The following is a 19,806-nucleotide window of genomic DNA, read 5'->3' on the forward strand; positions in this document are numbered from 1 at the left end:
GCCCGCCGACATGCAGGTATTTCTCGGTCGCGTGGAGCAGGGCCTGAGGTGGCACCTTCAGCGCATCTACCGTGCGCGCTGCGACATTGTTCATAGTGCGGGACGCATGCTCAATATCGCGTTGCTCTGCGCCAATCTCGAGGCGTACTTGAAGTCGGTTCTAACGGCGTTGCTCGCGGCTTTTGGCCGTGTGCCAACGCTCGCCAGTCCGACGGAGTTCTTCTTAAGAGCCGAGCACACCTATGCCAATGCGAGGGACAGATTGGGCCATCGCGACCCGACGGCCCTCAAGGCGTATTTGATCGAACTCAAGCACTAGGTCGCGTCAGTTCGACGGAGGGCAGGTTCGCTCGCGACCAGGGAGGTGGGGCCGACAGACCTTCATCCAAGAACATTACGAAGGAGCGCATGACGACGAAGCTACGCACAATTTCTATCGCCGATGCACGCGCCCAGCCTGCTGCAGGCCTCATCAACGACTTCATGCTGCAACGGGTGGCCAACGGATGGACCATCCTGCTTCTGGAGGTCGGCAATCGCAGTCACTTGTTGCGGTCATGCGTGAGAGCACGGTGCTGCTGATGAAGAGGCGTGTATCTTCCCTACCGCGGACGTCGCGCTCGCGGCGGTATATGAGATCGGTTTCGATATCATTTCGCGCGCGGTGAGATTTTGGCGGCGTGATCCGAAGCACATGGAGCGGTTTCTTCATGAAGCAAAAGGAAGCGCTACGACAAACGTCATAGCGTCAACCATAGCGACCTGCCAGGCCGCCAGCGTTTCAAGAGCCATAGAGGGCCAAGATGGCATGCACGCTTAGCATTGCGCATGCCATCTTTACCAAGCAAAAGAAGAAGAGGAGCGAAGGTGTTTGAATTTATTGAGCCACTGGACATCTATAACAAGAACATCAATATCTTGATCGGATCAGGCGCGTCGGCGGACTTGTTCCCAACGCTTCAGCTCGATATCAAAGGCGCGAACGGAAAGCGGGAGACGATCGAGACACTTGCGACCAAATTCGAGGCGTCGCCGGAGAAGCGGACAGCCTTGTTTATGCACTACTACAACACCTGCATCTACCCTGTTCAGACTTTTACGCCGGATGCCGTGACTTCTTTTGACGGTATCGTCAATCTCGAGAACTACAAGACTTTCCTGACGACGCTGTTGGGCTTGCTGGATCGCAGAAAAGGCGTCAATCGAAAGATCAACCTTTTCACCACGAATTATGACGGGTGTCTGGCATACGCGGCCGATGGTCTGCTGACCAAGGGCGCGCATGAATTTGTAGTGAATGATGGCACGTCGGGCTTCCATCGGAGGCACTTGCATTCCAAGAATTTCAACACCTATCAATGCCAAACCGGGATCTTCGAGCGGAGCAACTACGGCGTGCCGCAGCTCAATCTGATTCATCTCCATGGCTCGGTCTACTGGTCGAAAAGCGGCGACAAGATTGAAGTCAAGTACACCAACGACTTCAAGAATTTGCTGACCAATCAGAGCATCGCCAAGCTCGAAAAATTCTCGGCGATGCTCGCCAACGAGTATGCGTTGACAGAAGACATTCCCCCATTGGCCTTTAATGCCAAGCAGATCGACAATTTCTGGGGTGAGTACAACAAACTTCCGATCGTCAACCCGACTAAGTGGAAGTTTCACGAAACCGTTTTTGAGGAGCACTACTACCAGATGCTCAGGCTCTTGAGCTACGAGCTTGAGAAGCCGAACTCGATTCTCATCACCTTCGGCTTCTCGTTCGCCGACGAGCACATCCTGAAACTGATCCAACGCTCCCTCTCAAATCCGCAACTTCAGACTTTTATTTGCTGCTACAGCCAAGGCAGCGCGAAGGCCATACGCGAGGAGTTCAAGACCTGGAAGAACGTCAAGGTAATTGGTCCCCCGGACGACGTCAAGCTGGATTTTACTCACTTCAACCGGTATGTTTTCTCGCTGCAAGCGCAGAAATACGAACCTCCCGTCAAGCAGGAGGACGTGCTATGAGCATCGTTGTAGGCGAAGTCATCGCGGTTACGGGTATTCGCATTTCGCTTCGAATCTTTGAAGACTCGAGCCAGGAAACCATCTTTTACGAAGGTGTGAAGTACAGAGGCGTGTCGATCAGGGAGCACATTTCCATCCAACGCGGGTTTATCGACATTGTCTGCTTGGTCGAAGGCGAGTTCTTGGATGAGAAGAAGCTGGAAGCGGAGGCCGAATCCACTCAGTACATCCGCAAGGTGGATGTTCGCCCCATCGGCTACATAGTGGATAACAAGTTTTTCGAGGGCGTGAAGTACATGCCGATGATCAGGGACAAGGCGTCCCTGATCAGCGAGCGTATGGTCGGCAAGATCTATGGGACCGAAGGAAAGACCAGCTTTTGCATTGGCACGATGCTGAAAGAGAACGTTCCGATCAATCTGCCTTGGGCGCGCATTTTCAATAGCCATCTTGGTATCTTCGGAAACACCGGAAGCGGCAAGTCCAACACCTTGGCGAAGCTTTACACGACCCTCTTCGATGAGAAGTATCAGGCGCTGAAGGAGAAGAGCAAGTTTGTGATCATTGATTTTAATGGCGAGTACACCGAGGACCAGATTCTTCCGGCCGCGGACAAGCAGATCACCGTCCTCGACTCAAAGAAAGGCAAAGACAAATTTCTTATTGAAGCGGCACACTTCTGGGATGTGGAGACCCTCAGCCTCCTTTTTCAGGCCACGACCAATACACAGCAACCATTTCTGCGCCGCGTTTTGTCTGGAAAAGAAAGATTCAAAGATGTGCCCCTCAAACGGTACGTGGAGAAAGTGTTTGAGAGAGTATTTAGCACAGGTGAAGCGAAGTCAGATGCGTTGGATCTGAGCCGTGAGATTGCGAGAATGATCGACTGCGATCCTTTGGAAGATCATCTCAAGGGCATCGTATACTTCACCAAGGATAAGTATTTCAAACACGGTAACAGCACGTATTACAATTCAAATGGAACAGGATTTGAGCAAAGCATTAAGCCGCTCATTGACGAGCATGTGAACTTAAATGCGATCGATCAGTTTAGCGAGCTGATCTTAAGATGCTATCTGCAACTTTGTTCGGACGTGGTCTTCGGCTACGCGCAGTACGAACATATTCAACCCGTGCTAGCAAGAGCGAAGTCCTCAATCGCTGCGCTGCGCAATGTCCTCGAGATCGTGGATGTTCCGCCGCCTCCGCACCTTCTGCATGTGATCTCTCTGAAAAGGTGTAAAAACGAGATCAAGAAGATTCTGCCGCTGCTAATAGCGAAGAATTTCTACACCAATCACAAGGACTCGGAAAACCTAAAAAGCCCCCCTACCAGTACGCTGCACCTCATCATTGACGAAGCCCACAACATCCTATCAGAGCAGTCCACCCGTGAACACGAGATCTGGAAGGACTATCGGCTTGAGCTGTTTGAGGAGATCATTAAGGAGGGCCGTAAATACGGCGTTTACTTGACCCTCTCCAGTCAACGGCCGGCCGACATCTCGCCCACGATTGTGTCGCAAATACACAATTTCTTCATTCACCGGCTGGTGAATGAACGCGACCTCATGCTGTTGGATAACACCATCAGCACGCTGGACACCAACTCCAAGGCTCTCATCCCAACCTTGGCGAAAGGCTGTTGCGTCGTCACCGGAACGGCTTTCGACCTGCCCATGATTCTCAAGATCGATCCGCTTCTGAAACAGCATCGCCCAAGCAGTGACGATGTCAACCTCCAAGAACTTTGGGCCCTGCCGATCGCATAGGGAACATATTGATGAGGAAAAGTGGCGAGAGACGATGCGTTACTTCGGCATGCACGGCGCGAAGCGATCGAAATATCGTTGGATGAGTTTTTGGATCGCTTCGAGCTCGCATGATTCATTTGCACGGGCTCGCTTCCTGATGCGCTTCAAGGCGAGTTGGCGTGCGAGCGAGTAAAGATCTGTCGAGATGGACGCGAGCGATGGTTTCTCGCGCCATTGGATGATTAGCACAAGGGAGCCTGGGGCTACGGATTGAGATGTCAGTACCGTAGACCGTATTGAATCTGTCACCGCTGCGACGGTAAAAGTGTCACTCACATGCGCGGCCGGCCCCAGGAAGTCGTTCGGCCCCGCCCAACAAGGCGCCGACGACTGCGAAATGACTTTGTCACTTGCGAGGGCCACTGCCTCTTGGCCGGCGGCGGTCGGCCAGAAGCGGTCGTCCCGTTGCTCGAAAGCGCAGTCACCGCAATGACTCGATTGATCCCAGCATCGGCCAATCGTCTACAGGAGATTTTGCATTGGTATTGGGTCAATGGTCTTCGGTCCCGTGCAACGCCGCTGGCGGCTAAGCGTCGGAGGTGCCGTCTTTGAACTCAAGTTTTTGTTGTATGGCGGAAGACATTGCAGCGATCACGCTGTGTCGGCGTGACGAGCGCAGTAATTCGGATAACTTAGAAAGAGGTTCGAAGCTTCTGAACGGACGCCACGACAGGTGAAGACACGCCGACTAACTTCGCTATGGCATTTGCTAACGGCTACGGTGCTTATTTCCGGCGCCCGGGGCATCTTGCTGGCCCTCGATGTGTGACATTTCATCGAGACGCGGAAATCCTCCGTCTGATCAATGTGCGGGGTCTATACCCGTCTTACCGTATCGAATGAATTGATCCCTATTTTTCAGGAGAGGCGGTTGTGAAACCTGCAGCGAACAGCAAGAAAGATTGTCTTGTCGACTCCCGGGTGCTGAACTGCGCCGCTAATGTCGCTCCGGGATGGGGGATCGTTTGCTGTGGGCAGCGGCAGAGAATGCGCTCACCGCGTTCTTCACTCGTTCCTCGCTCGCCATATCCCTAACGGCGGCGAGATGCAGTCGCCTTCAGAATAACTCGGCGAAAGTCCTGGAGTACCTCCAAGCTCGACCTTAATGTCGCCAACAGTTCGATCGAAGTTGGCTGAACCGCGCGACACCCTGCATTTAACCGCGCCTCTTGCGCATGGATCAGCTCGATTGTCATCTCTATCCTGGCCTCCAGTTGCGATAGGCGCTGCGCCGAAACGCCGGGACTTCGTTCCATTTTTTTTCTCCGGTCAGTGATCCCATTCTGACCGCGATTTCAGCGGAGTAGAAGGGCCAGCCGCGTTCGAAAAGGATGCCCTCCGCTGCGCTCTTTTCCCATTATGCGTCCCTCATTCGCCTGATCGAAACCGGCGAACAATCTCGGCAAACGCCTGCAGATCAAAAGGCTTCGAGAGCCAGGCACTGCAACCCGCCCCGCGTGCCCGCGCCTCGTCCTGGACAATAGGGCGCCCCGTCAGCGCCACGATTGGAATGTCGGAGCAATGAGGAAGTTGGCGTAGGTGACACACGAGTTCGAAGCCGTCCATGTCAGGCAAGTTAATATCCGTTACAACAATCGCAGGCGGATTGCGCTCCGCCAGCTTCAAAGCCTCTGTTGCGTCCGTGGCTGTTGTCACTCTCGCGTCGTAGAGCGACAGAAGCTCTTTCATTGCGTTAAGCGACTCCTCAGCATCTTCCACCAGCAGGACGTCCACGTTGCGGAGGACCGAAAGATCGGCGACTGAGTCTCCTGCTTGCCGACGCGCGGAGGCATCAGCCGGCAACCACACAACGAAGCGCGCTCCCTGGTTTTCGCCGTCCGAGAGTGCTTCGACTGCTCCTCCATGAAGTTGGGCGAGTTGCCGAACCAGCGATAGCCCGATGCCAAGTCCGGACGTTCTTGTACGATGCGTGGTGCTGGGTACTTGATGGAACATCTCGAATACCGATTCCAGCGAATCCCGTGGAATGCCACATCCCGTATCCGCCACTTCCAGGCGAACTTTCCCTTCCTGCTGCCGGACGTGCAGATTCACCTGTCCGCCGTGCGGAGTGAACTTCAGCGCATTGCTCAGCAAATTCCAAACAATCTGCTCTATCCTCACCGTGTCGCCTCGAATCAACGCAACGGCTTCGGGGATATCGACCTGCAGTTGGACGCCGGCCGCGTCAAAATCTTCTTTCATCGCGCTGGCAATCGTGCGGGCCGTGTCTGCAACGTCTGTGGGGGAGAAACGCAGCGAGAGCTTGCCCGTCTGGATGCGAGAGAAGTCGAGCAGATCGTCGATGAGCTGTGCCTGAGCGAGAACCGACTTTTGGATCGCGTCGGAGACCTCCTGAACGCGGCTGATGTTTCGCGCTTCGGGCATGCGCGCGAGCATCTCCGCTTTCATGTGGATGAGATTCAATGGATTCTTCAGTTCATGCGAAAGGACCGCAATGAATTCGTCTTTCAGGCGGCTTAGCTTGACAATTTCACTGTTCTGCGCGCGCTCGCGCTCGAGAACTTCCTGCTTTTTGCTGTCGGCCAGTTTGCGGCGGGTCGCATCGTGAACGATCTTGGTGAACCCGGAAAAACCGGGGGATTCGATGCGGCTGAGCAGGCCGCTGCAGAAGACGGGTTTGCCACTCTTCGTGGCATGCCAGCGATCGTCTTCAGCCCGTCCGTACTTGCTTGCTTTCTCGCGTTCGAGTTCAGGTATGCCGTTGGCGATATCTTCTGATGTAAAAATTGCGGCCAAGGGCTGGCCCAGCATCTCTTCAGGGCTGAAACCAAAGATCCGGGTTGCGCCGACGTTCCAGCTAACGATCGTTCCGTCGCGATCCAATACGACAATGGCGAAGTCATGAGTGTCACGAGCGGCGAGTTTGAGTTTCTCTTCGCTCGCCCGCGCTTCATGTTGTGCGGCACGCTGCTCGCTAATGTCGATCAGGGCGAGCACCGCGCCGTCGATGCGATCGTCATCCGTCCGATACGGAAGCACGCGGGCAAGAAACGTCCGCCCGTCCTTGCTTCTCACATCTGTCTCTGACATCTTGAGCGATTCGAACGCCACGCGAAGATCGTCGACCATGCGGGGATAGTCGAGCTTGTGCGTGAGATCTTGCAGCGGTCGGCCTATATCGCTGGGCAGAATATTAAAGAGCGTGTCCGCTGGCGAGGTGTAGCGTTTGATTTTGAACGAGCGGTCGACGAATACCGTGGCCACGCCGACCAGCGAAATCAGATTCTGCAGGTCATCGCTGACGCGCGCCGACTCCTGCACTTTCGCCAGGAGTTCGGAGTTCACCGTCACTAGCTCTTCGTTGAGCGATTGCAATTCCTCGCGACTCGCCTCCAGTTCTTCGGTCGCCGAGCGCAACTCCTCATTCATCGCTTGGAGTTCTTCATTTGACGCCCTAAGCGCTTCGGACGACGACTGCTCATGCGCCAAAGAATCAAACAATCGCTCTTCACTGCCTGCTAACGCTTGCTTGAGAGAATCCACCGTTTCATTGTCCGCCGACGCGACCAGAGGCGGCGCCGAATCGGGTAGCGGGGTGAGCAGGTCGCACGTCACGCACATGAGGTATTCACCACGCGCCGCATCCCGATACGGTCGTAGCGACAGGTCGACGGAAGTTTCGCCGGAAGCCGTGATGAACGGCACCGCGTTTTCGTCTTCCCGACGTGCTTGCGTCATGCACCGCTGCACGGCGCGTCGAACTGCGCCCTGCGCATCACTACGCACGATGTCGAACAAGTTTGCAACCCTATGTTGCCTGATGTCCTCGGTTAGTCGGTTTGCATTGGCCGAGCGGTGCATAATCGTGCCGTCTGAACGCATGATGATAGTCGGCGGGCCGAAAAGATCGAGGCCGCGTATCTGGCTGGGCAACAGAGCATCGCCGGGTTTAACGCCGGCGGGCATGGCAAAGAAGGTTTGCGCGCCCAAGAGCGGGGTAGGAACAGGACCCAAGGGAAGCAGGCTGTTCACGGTCGCGTTCGGTAGAGCGCGGTAGATTTTCTGCTGTTTTTGAATTGGCGTGAACAGATCGCTCGCGAAGTCGGCCGACTCAGCCGTTCCGAGGAACAGAAGGCCTTCATGCGGCCGTAGAGAGAAGTGGATGCTTTCCAATACCCGGGTTTGCGCCCGGCGGTCCAGGTAAATCAAAAAGTTGCGACATGAAACGATATCGATCCGCGAGAAAGGCGGGTCGCGCAGGAGGTTATGTGCTGCGAAGATGACTGTATCGCGTAATGATTTGACGAGCCTATAGCGATTGCCTTCCTTGTTGAAATATTGGCTAAGCCTCCCAGGCGAAATGTCGTTTTCAATTGCTGCCGGATAGCTGGCGGAGCGGGCGATGGACACCGCCCGTTCATCGATATCGCTGGCATACACGACCACACGTGGTCGCTGCGGCAGGCGTCGGGACGCTTCGTCGAGAATCATCGCGATGGAGTAGGCTTCCTCGCCGGTGGCGCATGCGGGCACCCAAGCGCGAAGTTCCTCTCGCCCCTTCAAGGTTTTCGCGAGTTCCGCGTGTACGATGCTTTCGAGCGTATTGAAGGCGTCTGGATCCCGGAAGAAATTCGTCACTCCGATCAGCATATCGGCCAGCAGCTTTGGCGTCTCTTCGACATGCGTGCCAAGGAAATCGCGATAGGACACCACCGTCGGCAAGCCATTGACCTGCATACGCCGCTCGATGCGACGCACAACCGTGCCGCGCTTATAGTTCGAGAAATCGTGGCGTGTCCGGGCGCGCAGCGTCTGCAAGACGTCATCGATGGCGCTCGTCTCCGGAAGCCCGTTCTCCGTGCCGCCGGATTGCTCCGGATCCGAAGGAGCGGGCAGTTCGATCCGCGCGGCATTGCGGGCCAACTCCAGCAGTCGCGGGATGATATCGCTGACGGATAGAACCAGGTCGACGTCCCCAGTCGCGATGGCGTTACGTGGCATCTCGCCATACTGGGCCTCGTCGGGGCGTTGAGCGATGGTCACGCCGCCGCGTTCTCTCACACGAGCAATACCCACGGACCCGTCCGAACCAGCCCCGGAAAGAACGACCGCGAAGGAGCGCGAGCCATGAGCGTCGGCCAAGCTGCGAAAGAAGACATCGATAGACGTTGGAGGCGAACGTGGCGATTCCGGTTCGCTCAGACGCAGGTAGCCGTCCACCATAGAAAGCGACCGGCCCGGTGGAATCACATAGATCGCATCCTTCTCGAGCAGGGTTGACGCGGTGATCTGTCTGACGGGCAGACGAGTCACGGACTGAATGACGGAATCCGCATGGCTTGTGTGGTCGGGCGACAGGTGCAACACCACGACGAACGCGACGCCGCTTGAGAGCGGCGCAGTCTCGAAAAGGCGTAGCAGCGCCTCTACTCCACCGGCTGAGGCGCCGATACATACGACTGGAAAGTCGGGACCCTTGCCAGTCCGGTCTTGCTTCGCCTCCTGAGCCACGCATCCTCCATTGAACAATTTCATCCAATTCAACTGACGCTCGGCGGCCGAAGGCACACGCACGAGGCCTTCGAACATTAGCGGCATCATTGGGAAGCCGAGCGTTTCCATGATACGCCGAAGCAGCGCGAAGGCGGTACAACCCTGAGAGCGCCACGGCGGTGTGGACGGCGTGCGCCAAGCACTCTCTGCTGGACACGGGCGCAAACTGCTCGCATCGCAACATGAGCTGCGTGGGATCACAGTCCACCAAAGGCGACTGGTCCGCCATCATCGTCACACGTCAAGAGTTCTCGCTTGTCGGCAGAGCAGAAACGGCTTCCGCTCCAGCTAGGTGGTGGTATCTCAGCGCCGCGAGAGTCGGTATAACGTTTCCGGGACGCAACATAAAGCGAAAGAGGCGAGGAACCGGTTCGCATGGCACAGCAAGAAAGTTGTTCTATTCTAGTGAGCAATGGCTATTTCATCGTAAGGCTGCTGTGAGCTTCGCGTCGACTTGTTCGAATCAGTGCTGGTCACGGAAGTCGCAGAGGTGCTCGCCTCTTTCCATTGGCCTACCTCTTGTCCGCGATTTCGCTGGAGCGACATCGGCCGAAGTGGGAAGTTTGACAAGCTTGAATTTGGCTGCGAGGCAGAAGCGCGGCGATTCAGGCACAACCATCCTGCTCAAACGAAAAATGCGAGCACGGACGCCAGGGCTCTACTCACCAAGCTGCGAAGAATCTCGAGACGATTTTACTGAGGCAGCCAGGAGGTTACTATGGAGAACGAGTTCGAGGAGTTACTTCTGGCGCAGGCGAACGACAATCTGGCGAGGATGGGAAGACTGATTCGAGTTCAGGAGGAGCTCATCAAGGACATGCAAGAGCGCGGCGGGGACACCTCGATGGCGCTCTATCTGCTGGCTCTAATTCGGGAGACTGAATTGACCATATCTCAGAACAGGCAACAAATACTCGCAGCCATTGAGCTAGAAAGGCGGATCCGGACGCAGTCCGTGCAGCCAGATTTGACTGGGCGCTTCTGAGCCCGCTGCGGATCCATGCGATGCGGTCGCTCTCGCGCTCGCATGCAGAAGAGCTATAAAGCGAGTTTTTCGGCGCGAAATCCTTCGGCGAACCGAGGAGCAGGGTCTAACAGGCTGTTGAAACACCCTCGCCGCGAGTCATCCTTGCGCGAGAGAGAAACGTTGAATCAAAGAATCGAACACCACTGAGACCGAGACGATGCGCGGAGCGCACGGCTACACCGAATCGATGTTCACGATGTCCAAGCTGGATGACTTCGTTCCGGCCAATCATCCTCTGCGACCTATTCGGCTGTGGTTGAACGAAGCGCTCGCTCGCATGGACACGGTCTTTTCGCGAACGTATCAACTCCGAAAGTTGGCGAGCCGATTTGGTCATGCGCACAATCGGAGCGGCCTGCGGTTGTTCACCTCCGATGATCGTGCGACGCCCAATATAGCAAATAGCTTACATTGACTTTGGCCCCTTTCGTTGCTCCGTGAGCATGTCGACATTCGGCGCTGCGCGCGTGCGTCTTGCCTTCAGAGGGCCGCTTATGTTCGAGGCTGTGCGAAAACAAGTCAGGCATCTCGGCGAGGCAGACGGACGGACCTGGTCAATCGACGAGCGGTCGGATAGGTGCGGTCGCCAAAGAAAATTCCGCCTCGCTTTCGATCAAGGCGACTCGCCGCTTGCTTTCATATCTTCATCGCTTCGATCAACGACGACGCGCCTAGAATACTGATTGCTCGCTTCAGGTTGTACGCTAAGACGTGAAGGCTCATCTCGGTTCGCACGCGCGGGAGGGTCTTCATCAAGAAGTGCGCGGATCCCATCCAGAACTTGAGCGTACCGAATGGGTGTTCGACCGTCTGTCGTCGCAGTCTTGCAGTATTTGGATTCTTATCAAGGCGACGCTGCATGTCCTCAAGTACCTTCTCATGTTCCCATCTCGCTATCCTTCGATAGGGGCTCTGAGTGCATTGCGGCTTGAGTTTGCAACTTGGACATGCTGACGGCCAATACTTGTGAATTGTCAATCCTGCCTCGACCGTCTTGAAGCGCCAAATCGCTTTTTCTCCTGCCGGGCACCGGTACGCATCTTCAGCCTCAATGTAAACAAAATCTCTCTTGTCGAAACGGCCCTCTGCTTTGCTGTTCGATGTCAGCGGTTTGGGAACTAGCGTCTTGATCCCTTGCTTTTCGCAGCGCAGAATTTCATCGCTCTTGTAGTAGCCCCGATCGGCAAGCGCCGTCAATTTCTTTTTGCCGATTGCGTCTCGCGCCATCTCTGCCATTCTCGCCAACTGCGTTCGATCATGTCCAATGTTGACGACGTCATGTGCAACGATCATGTGGTTCTTAAGGTCTACAGCCGTTTGTACGTTATAGCCGACCATTCCCGTGCCGCGCCCACTGGTAGCCATTGAGCGAGCGTCCGGATCCGTTAGCGAGATTTGGCCATCGGGCGCCGCGCGCATTCGCACTTCAATCTCGCCGAGCTTCTGCACTTGCGCCTTGAGACTCTCGATCTTCTCTTTCAAATGGGGGATGCGTTCATCCGGCAAGCTCGTCGGCTCTCGATCGGCCCGGTCTAGTTCATCCATATAGCGGGCAATGCTTTGTTCAAGTTGCTCCATTCGAGCCTGAAGCTTGCGGTCAGTGAAGTTCTTGTCACGGTTGTTGACGGCCTTAAATTTGCTGCCGTCGATCGCGACGGTAGCGTCTGCGAATAGTTTCAACCGGCGGCAAAGCAACACAAACTCGCGGCAAACTTTGCGAATCGCAACGCCGTTGTCCTTCCGAAAGTCAGCGATGGTCTTGAAATCCGGTGTCAGCCGGCCTGTCAGCCAGATCAATTCGAGATTCCGTCGTGCTTTCCGTTCGAGACGGCGACTCGATTGAATTCGATTCAAGTATCCGTAGATGTAAAGCTTGAGCAACGTCGATGGGTGATATGCCGGCCTGCCCACCAAGGAGGGCGTGGCCCGCTCGAAGCCAAGACCTACTAGATCAAGCTCGTCGACAAAGACGTCCACCACTCGTACGGTGTTATCAGCATCGACGTAGTCGTCGAGACACTCAGGTAGCAGTGCGACTTGATCTCGTGCCGCGCTTTCAATAAATCGCTTCATGGGCCACCATCGAAAGACGTGTTGACTAACTATAGGCAATCAACACGTTTTTACACAGCCTCGTTCCCTTCCGGCCATCCGCTGTTGTGTGTGTTGGATGACTGAGAAGGGTCGCGAGGCAGCATTCGTCTTGGCACGCATAACAACCAACACCCGAATGTGTGTCGCGCCCGCGCTATCTGATTAGCAACGGTCGGTCGGACTTTGACGTTGGCATCATGCAGATCAACCGTAACCTTTGAAACTGTTACATGGCGGTCTGAGGCTCAGACAAGGTTCGGCGCGACGCAGTTTTCACAGGGCGCTCCGCTATTTCAATAAGATCGATTATCGAAATAGAGCTACGTGCGGAACGGGGGGGTAGCGACCGTGCCGTAGTATTCCGCCGTCGCGGTGTCCGGTAGCGAATCTTCGCAGGTCCGTCGCAAGCTGCATCGAATTCGAGAAAGCTCGGATGGCGCAGATTAAAGCGACTTCCGTGCAGACTGAAAACGTCCAGCTAATATCCCTTCTGTTACTTCGACAGTATTTGCGGGCATTCCGTTTGGAACCAATAGTCGACGAGTCGTTGCGCCGCTTGCAAATCATCCGGATAGTACGGATCGTCATACCACGGTGACGGGTCGTAGCCTGCTTTGCGCAGCGCTCCTAGTTCGCTTTGGTGTTGCGCCATCGTCGGAGACGCGTTGCTTCGGAGCGCAGCCAGATCACGGCACTCCGCCGGATTCAGATGGCCACCAGTGTTCGGCATGCCACCGCCGATGACACAGCCGGTGAGAAGAACCAACACGGAAAGTGCTATCCGATGCCTATAAGATTTGTTCACGATATCGCGAAGCGATTGGGGCTGATTGGTTGTCTTCCCAGGCGCACTTAAGTCGAATAGAGAAGACGTTCGGGGTCCCGTCCGAGCTGCGTCGGTCAATCTAGTAACGGCGAACGGACGAGATTCGCGAGCAATCCGGCAGGCCCAGGATAAACGGCAATGCAGCCGGCATCTCGCAACGACTGCTCGGGAAAGGCACCGGAAAGAAGACCGATTGTACGTAAGCCCGTCTTCCCCGCAGCCTCGGCGTCGTACGGCGAGTCGCCAATCACGATCGCGGCGTCGGGCGGCACTTCGAGCTTTTGCAGGGCGACTTCGAACACGTCCGGTGCAGGTTTCGACTGCTCGACGTCCTCCGAAGAGACCGTCGCATCGAGTAAATCCTTGATCGCGGCGATATCGAGATACACCTCAAGGTCCTCCCTTTTCGCCGACGATGCCACGGCGAGTTTCACGCCCGCACCGCGTAGTTTTCCGAGAAGTTCTGGCACCGCTGCGAAAGGCCGCACCATCGGTAGGTACTGTGCCTTGAAGTGCTGTCCCCTCCAGGATTCGAGCTGTTCGCCATGGTCTCGCAGTTGGGCTTCGGACAGAAAGACAGGCATCAGATTATCCCCGCCCTTACCGATTTGACTACGCGCCTGTTCGAAGCTGACGTCATGCCCGAAGTGAGCGAAGGCCTCATGCCAGGCCAACGCATGAAGATCGACCGAGTCGACCAGCGTCCCGTCGATGTCGAATATTGCAGCGAGTGGCATAGGGCCTCCGTAGATCAAGGCATCGTGCAAAGCACGTACCAGCCCGATATCCTCCAGAATAGGCAATCCGTCTGCTTTCGGCCGGGCGACTACACGTGTTGCGCGCGGTGCTATCCTGCATCTTGCTCGTCAATCGCTCTGGCCCTGTCGCTTGTCGGTTAGACGGGCGAACGCATTGATAAGCTGATTTCACTGGCTGCGGTCGTTGCCGCCAAGGAGAAGCCTCATGCCGGCCCGCTCGATCGCCTCGCTTTCGCTGTCGTTTGGTCTGGTCTCGATTCCAGTCAAGCTCTATTCGGCGACCGAAAGCGCCTCTGACGTCCGCTTCAATATGCTTGGGCCCGACGGCTCGCGCGTCAAGCAGCAATACGTGTCGGAGGCTACCGGCAAGGTGGTGGAGCGCGCCTCCATGCAAAAGGGCTATCAGTTCGAGCGGGACAAGTACGTCGTCTTCACCGCGGACGAGCTGAAGGCGCTCGAGGAGAGCGCCAGTCACGTGGTTGAGATCGTCTCCTTCGTGCCCCAGAAGTCAGTCGACCCGGTCTTCTATGACAAGGCCTACTTCATTGCACCGGACAAGAGAGGCGGAAAGCCGTATAGCCTCCTGCAAGAGGCGCTTGCTCAAACCGGACGATGTGCGCTTGCCAAGTGGTCGTACAAAGGGCGTACGCGGATCGTTCAGGTGCGGCCAGCCGAGGACGGCATGGTCTTTCAGCAGTTGCTCTTCGCCGACGAAGTGCGCTCGCTCAAGGAACTCAACATCGAGCATGTGGCAGTCTCAGACTCGGAGTTAAAGCTCGCGATTCAGATAATCGAGCAGGGTGCGGAGGACAACTACGACGCATCGGGCTATGAGGACGAAGAGAAGAAGCGCGTTCTCGCGGCGATCGACCGCAAGATCGAGGGCAAGGAAATCGTTGCGCCTGAGGCGCCGGAAGCCGAAGCGGGTGGCGAAGTCATCGACCTGATGGAAGCGCTGCGGGCGAGTCTCACCAAGACTAGCGCGAAAGCGGCGAAGCCTGCGGCCGCCAAACGAAAGGCCGTCGCCAAGCCTGCTGAAGAAGTCGCAGAGGTAGTGAGCGTTCCCAAGACGAGAAAACCTGCCGCGCGTGCTCCCAAGGTAGCTGCGACGGAAGCACCGGCTAAGGTGCGCGCTCGCAAGTGAAGCGAACTCTTTCGCACGACGTGACGCTGTCGAAGCTCCAATCCATGCTGGGCGTGTCCCGACGCGTCGTCGAAGGGCTGATCGAAGCTGGACTGGTTACCCCGGCTCGCGGCTCACGCAATGAGATGCGCTTTTCGTTTCAGGACGTCGTGATGCTTCGCACGGCGCTCCAACTGCGATCGTCGCGCGCCTCGCCTCGCAAGATCCGCGAGGCGCTCGCTCGACTCAAGCGCGAGTTGCCCGATACGCTCCCGCTATCGGGAATCCGCGTCGCGGCAGAAGGCGATTCGATTGTCGTCAAAACCGGGCCATCGCGCTGGGATGCGGTGACGGGCCAGATGCTGCTGGATTTCGAGGTCGCGGAGGTGAGGGGCGATGTCGTTGTGTTCGACGCGACGCCGGAACGCAAGAGTGCCGCTGCTGCACAAGCGCAAGAGTGGTACGTGTTGGCTGAGCAGTTGATAAAAAGCGATCCCACCGGGGCGGAACACGGATATCGACGCGCGATCGAGTTGTCGCCGGAGCCGTTCTACTCTGCGTATGTCGACCTGGGGGCGCTTCTGTGCGAGATGGAAGGGCAATGTCTTGACGCGTTGACTGTCTTCGAAGAAGCGCTGTCGCATTTCCCTGACGATGCTGCTCTGCACTTCAATCGGGCTGTCGCCCTGGACATGCTCGATCGGTTCGACGAGGCCAAACAAGGCTACGAGCGATGCCTTGCCATCAATCCAGACTACGCCGACGCGCACCATAATTTGGCTATTCTTCTGGACAAACGCGGAGACCGGCGTGGCCTCATTCGACATCTGAGCGCATACCGCAGACTGAGCAGCTGATCAGCGTCATTCGGAAAATGGCGAGTTGAGCGTCAGGTGCCAACCTGATAAGGTCGCGCTGATGCTTAAGTCCATGGAGTCGGAATGCCAGCCACGAATCACGCTTTCACCGAAGAGAACGTTCGAACCCGCGCCTATCTCTTGTGGGAAGCCGGCGGCCGCGCGCACGGCCGCGACGATCACTACTGGTGCGAAGCCGTCGCTCAGCTTCAGGCGGAAAGCATCCAGCCATCGCTGAGTTCGTCCGCGGAGTCCGAAGTAGTCGCGGTCGAAAAAACCCAGAAGACGTCGAACGCAGCCAAGAAGGTTGCAAAGAATACCGCTGAGGCGGACGACAAAGCGAAGGCCAAAGTCAGCGCGAAAGGCAGCAAGAAGGCCGCAACGAAAGCCTTTGGTCAAGCACTTGAAGCCGTCGTTGAGCCCAAGACTGCAGCGAAGAAATCGAAGACTGCCAGGAAAGGGAGTGAGGTCAGCGAAAGCGAAACGACGCCGCCAGTACCCGCACGACCGAAGAAGCGTCGCAAGACAGCGTCCGCGGAGTCGACGGTCTCGACGCAGCGTCCCGCCGAATAGACGATCGATTTCGAGCGCTGTAGAGCGTTGCGCCCGAAGCTTGCTTTCAACAGAAATTCCGGCTCACCGTCGTGAGGCCGCCCAGCAGATGCGACATGTCGACGAGGCGCTGAGCGACGAGGTGGCGGACCTCTCCTTCGCATTGCCATGTGCCATACACGGCAAGCAGCGCGGCACCCAATGCTTCCTTTCGTTGCTTCTCAAGGAGCGACTGCCAGATGATCACGTTGACGTTCCCCGTCTCGTCCTCGAGCGTCACGAACATGACGCCCTTGGCGGTGCCCGGCCTTTGCCGCACGGTGACGAGCCCGCAGCCGCGCGCGAGTCGTCCGTTTCGATAGGTGCGCAAGGTAGCGGCGGGCATCAGTCGTTGTCCGAGCAGCGTCGGGCGTAAGAGCGAAAGAGGATGGCGCCCCAACGTTAAGCCTGCCGCGTTGTAGTCGCTGACGATGTCTTCGGCCTCAGACGGCGCGCCGAGCGCGGGCGTCTCGTCATCAATGCGGCTGTCGGCGAGGATGTCACGATCGGGCACGGCCGCAACAGATTGCCAAAGCGCTTCGCGTCGATTGCCGGCAAGTGACTGCAGCGCGTTGGCACCCGCCAATACCTGCAAATCGTGCCGGTCGAGCTGAGCGCGTCGCGCTAAATCGCTCACGCTGGCAAAGGACGTGACCGCGCGCGCGTTCTCAATGCGCTCGGCGGCGCCGTCACGCATGCCTTTGAGCAGCGACAGGCCGAGACGAACAACCGGCTTCGCACGATCATTACGTTGCTCAAGCGCCGAGTCCCAGCCGCTGATGGTGACGTCGATCGGCGCTACCTCGACGCCATGACGCTTCGCATCCTGCACCAACTGTGAAGGCGAATAAAAACCCATTGGCTGTGAATTGAGCATCGCCGCGAGGAAAGCGGACGGTTCGTGACACTTGAGCCAACTGCTTGCATACACCAGCAGCGCAAAACTCGCCGCATGACTTTCCGGAAAACCGTATTCACCGAAGCCCTTGATCTGCTCGAAAATTGCTTCGGCAAATGCGAGTTCGTAGCCGCGCTCTCGCATCCCGTTGACGATGCGATCGTAATACTGCTGTAGGCCGCCCTTGCGTTTCCACGCAGCCATCGCGCGTCGCAGTTGATCCGCCTCGCCCGGGGTGAAGCCCGCAGCCAGGATTGCTACCTGCATCACCTGCTCCTGAAAGATCGGCACGCCAAGCGTACGACCGAGCGCCGTCTCCAGTTCCGCACTCGGATAGCTCACGGGTTCGATCTTCTGGCGTCGCCGCAGATACGGATGAACAGCACCGCCCTGAATCGGACCTGGACGCACGATGGCGACTTCGATCACGAGGTCGTAGAAGGTCCTCGGCTGCATGCGCGGCAACATGCTCATCTGCGCACGTGACTCGATCTGAAAAACCCCGACAGTGTCCGCCTGCGAGATCATCTCGTATGTCTCAGGATCTTCTGCCGGAATGTCTTGCATCTCGAAGCGCTCGCCGCGCTGCTCGGAGACGATATCGAGCGTGCGGCGGATCGCCGAGAGCATCCCGAGCGCCAGGACGTCGATCTTCAAAAGACCGAGCGCTTCAAGGTCGTCCTTGTCCCACTGGATGGCGCTGCGGTCGGCCATCGCAGCATTTTCGACAGGCACGAGTCGCGTGAGCTTGCCTCGGCTAATGACGAAGCCACCCGAGTGCTGCGACAGATGTCGTGGGAAGTTCAATATCTCTGCAGCGAGCTTCGCCCACATCGTGATGAGCGGGTTCGCCGGGTCGAGCCCCGACTCCTCGAAGCGACGCAACAGGTCCTGAGAATGATCGAACCACTGGTGGCTCTTCGCGACCTTGTCGACGATCTGCGGATCGATGCCGAGCGCTTTACCTGTCTCGCGTAGCGCGCCTCGTGGCCGGTAGGTCGACACCGCAGCGGCGATGGCAGCGCGATCTCTGCCGTACTTGCGATAGATGTACTGGATCACCTCCTCACGCCGCTGATGCTCGAAGTCCACGTCGATATCGGGCGGCTCGCCGCGTTCCTTGCTGATGAATCGCTCGAAGAGCATGTTACCGCGCGAGGGATCGACTTCGGTCACGCCCAGGCAGTAACAGACCGCGCTATTCGCCGCGGACCCGCGTCCCTGACACAGGATGTGTTGGCTTCGTGCGAAGCGCACGATGTCATAGACGGTGAGGAAGTACGCTTCATAGCGCATCTCGCGGATCAACTGCAGTTCATGCTCGATCTGCTGCTGCACGTCATGCGGGATGCCGGCGGGAAAACGCTTGTGGGCGCCGACGTAGGTCTCCTGCCGCAGATATGCCTCATGCGTGAAGCCGTCGGGCACGAGCTCATTGGGATATTCGTAGCGCAGTTCATCCAACGAGAACGTGCAGCGCTCGAGGATGTTCAGCGTTTGAGCGAGCGCGTGCGCAGGGTACAGATTGGCGAGGCGCAGCCGGGAACGAAGGTGCTGCTCGGCGTTGGGCGCGAGGTCGTAACCGCATTCGGCCACCGGCTTGCCGATGCGGATCGCCGTCATGGTGTCTTGCAGCGGCTTTCTCGACCGCACATGCATCACGACATTGCCAAGCGCGACAACAGGCACGCGGTGCTGTTCGGCAATATATTCGACGCTGCCGCGATGAATGTCATCCATCGCGCGTTGATGCAGGATGAGGCCGACCCAGGCGCGAGCCGGAAACGTCTCATTGAGCCATTCGACCTGCGCGGAGAGTGCGTCTTCCTTCGCGGGAAAATCCGGCACCAGGATCGCCAGGCAACCGGGCATGCCGCGCAGATGCGCGAACTCTTTCTCGGGCTTCGACAGGTCGTGCGGCGTGAGCAGGTAAGAGCCTTTCGCTGCCCTCATGCGACCGAGCGTGATCAGCTCGGACAGGTTGCCGTAGCCGTTGCGATTTTGCGCGAGAAGGATCAAGCTGAACGCCGGACTTTTGTCGGCATGAACGAGGAGGAAATACGAGCCAATGATGAGCGGCAGCTTTTCTTCCTTCGCCTGGACGTGGGCGCGCACGACGCCTGCAAGCGAGCATTCATCCGTGATCGCGAGGCCCGAGTAGCCGAGTTGCGATGCGCGCAGCACGAGTTCTTCGCCGTGCGATGCGCCGTGCAGGAACGAAAAGTTGGTAAACGCAAAGAGCTCCGCGTAATCGGGCAGCGCCGACGAGAACAGATCCACGGCGACACCGA

General features: G+C 57.2%; 12 protein-coding genes and 1 pseudogene. 8 read left to right on the forward strand and 5 right to left on the reverse strand.

The features are described 5' to 3' along the window. The 3 genes from BG60_RS38855 to BG60_RS32055 all read left to right on the forward strand — a co-directional run. A partial coding sequence (locus BG60_RS38855; RefSeq protein WP_034473968.1) for a hypothetical protein occupies nucleotides 1-319 on the forward strand: 319 nt, incomplete at its 5' end. A 548-nt stretch (nucleotides 320-867) separates the two neighbouring features. Beyond that, complete coding sequence (locus BG60_RS32050) at nucleotides 868-2,010, forward strand: SIR2 family protein (RefSeq protein WP_008345254.1); 1,143 nt, start codon at nucleotides 868-870, stop codon at nucleotides 2,008-2,010. After that, nucleotides 2,007-3,782 carry an ATP-binding protein gene (locus tag BG60_RS32055; protein ID WP_008345253.1) on the forward strand — a complete coding sequence of 592 codons (1,776 nt, stop codon included), beginning with the start codon at nucleotides 2,007-2,009 and terminating at the stop codon, nucleotides 3,780-3,782. Before BG60_RS32050 ends, BG60_RS32055 begins: the two co-directional genes overlap by 4 nt. 1,410 nt (nucleotides 3,783-5,192) lie before the next feature. Here the strand turns inward: BG60_RS32055 and BG60_RS32060 are convergent. Continuing rightward, entirely contained in the window at nucleotides 5,193-9,410 is a 4,218-nt protein-coding gene (locus BG60_RS32060) for a chemotaxis protein CheB (RefSeq protein WP_235366193.1), read from the reverse strand. Between the two features lie 649 nt (nucleotides 9,411-10,059). Between BG60_RS32060 and BG60_RS32065 the strand changes: the two genes are divergently transcribed. Further along, nucleotides 10,060-10,326: a hypothetical protein gene (locus BG60_RS32065; protein WP_008345250.1), complete on the forward strand. Its 267-nt coding sequence runs from the start codon at nucleotides 10,060-10,062 to the stop codon at nucleotides 10,324-10,326. Between the two features lie 199 nt (nucleotides 10,327-10,525). After that, nucleotides 10,526-10,675: pseudogene (locus tag BG60_RS38430) on the forward strand (IS5/IS1182 family transposase); the annotation flags it as partial. 329 nt (nucleotides 10,676-11,004) lie between these two features. Here the strand turns inward: BG60_RS38430 and BG60_RS32070 are convergent. From BG60_RS32070 to BG60_RS32075, 3 genes are all read right to left on the reverse strand, one after another. Continuing rightward, nucleotides 11,005-12,441: an IS1182 family transposase gene (locus BG60_RS32070; RefSeq protein ID WP_008345249.1), complete on the reverse strand. Its 1,437-nt coding sequence runs from the start codon at nucleotides 12,439-12,441 to the stop codon at nucleotides 11,005-11,007. A gap of 514 nt (nucleotides 12,442-12,955) precedes the next feature. Beyond that, nucleotides 12,956-13,231: a DUF4148 domain-containing protein gene (locus BG60_RS37460; protein ID WP_412135176.1), complete on the reverse strand. Its 276-nt coding sequence runs from the start codon at nucleotides 13,229-13,231 to the stop codon at nucleotides 12,956-12,958. 131 nt (nucleotides 13,232-13,362) lie between these two features. Continuing rightward, entirely contained in the window at nucleotides 13,363-14,025 is a 663-nt protein-coding gene (locus BG60_RS32075) for an HAD family hydrolase (RefSeq protein ID WP_008345247.1), read from the reverse strand. Between the two features lie 226 nt (nucleotides 14,026-14,251). Here BG60_RS32075 and ku point away from each other — a divergent pair, with 226 nt between their 5' ends. The 3 genes from ku (at nucleotide 14,252) to BG60_RS32090 (ending at nucleotide 16,599) form a co-directional block, all read left to right on the forward strand. Then, nucleotides 14,252-15,190, forward strand: a complete 939-nt coding sequence (ku, locus tag BG60_RS32080) for a non-homologous end joining protein Ku (RefSeq protein ID WP_008345246.1) — start codon at nucleotides 14,252-14,254, stop codon at nucleotides 15,188-15,190. Beyond that, nucleotides 15,187-16,026, forward strand: a complete 840-nt coding sequence (locus tag BG60_RS32085; protein ID WP_008345245.1) for a tetratricopeptide repeat protein — start codon at nucleotides 15,187-15,189, stop codon at nucleotides 16,024-16,026. The genes ku and BG60_RS32085 overlap by 4 nt, the downstream gene beginning before the upstream one ends. A gap of 84 nt (nucleotides 16,027-16,110) precedes the next feature. Continuing rightward, on the forward strand, nucleotides 16,111-16,599 hold the full coding sequence (locus BG60_RS32090) for a DUF2934 domain-containing protein (RefSeq protein ID WP_008345244.1): 489 nt from the start codon (nucleotides 16,111-16,113) through the stop codon (nucleotides 16,597-16,599). A gap of 46 nt (nucleotides 16,600-16,645) precedes the next feature. Here the strand turns inward: BG60_RS32090 and BG60_RS32095 are convergent, their stop codons facing one another. Further along, a complete protein-coding gene (locus tag BG60_RS32095) occupies nucleotides 16,646-19,795 on the reverse strand; it encodes an error-prone DNA polymerase (RefSeq protein ID WP_008345243.1) in 3,150 nt (1,049 codons plus the stop codon). Nucleotides 19,796-19,806: the final 11 nt, after the last annotated feature.

Source organism: Caballeronia zhejiangensis (assembly GCF_000698575.1).
Lineage (GTDB): Bacteria > Pseudomonadota > Gammaproteobacteria > Burkholderiales > Burkholderiaceae > Caballeronia > Caballeronia zhejiangensis.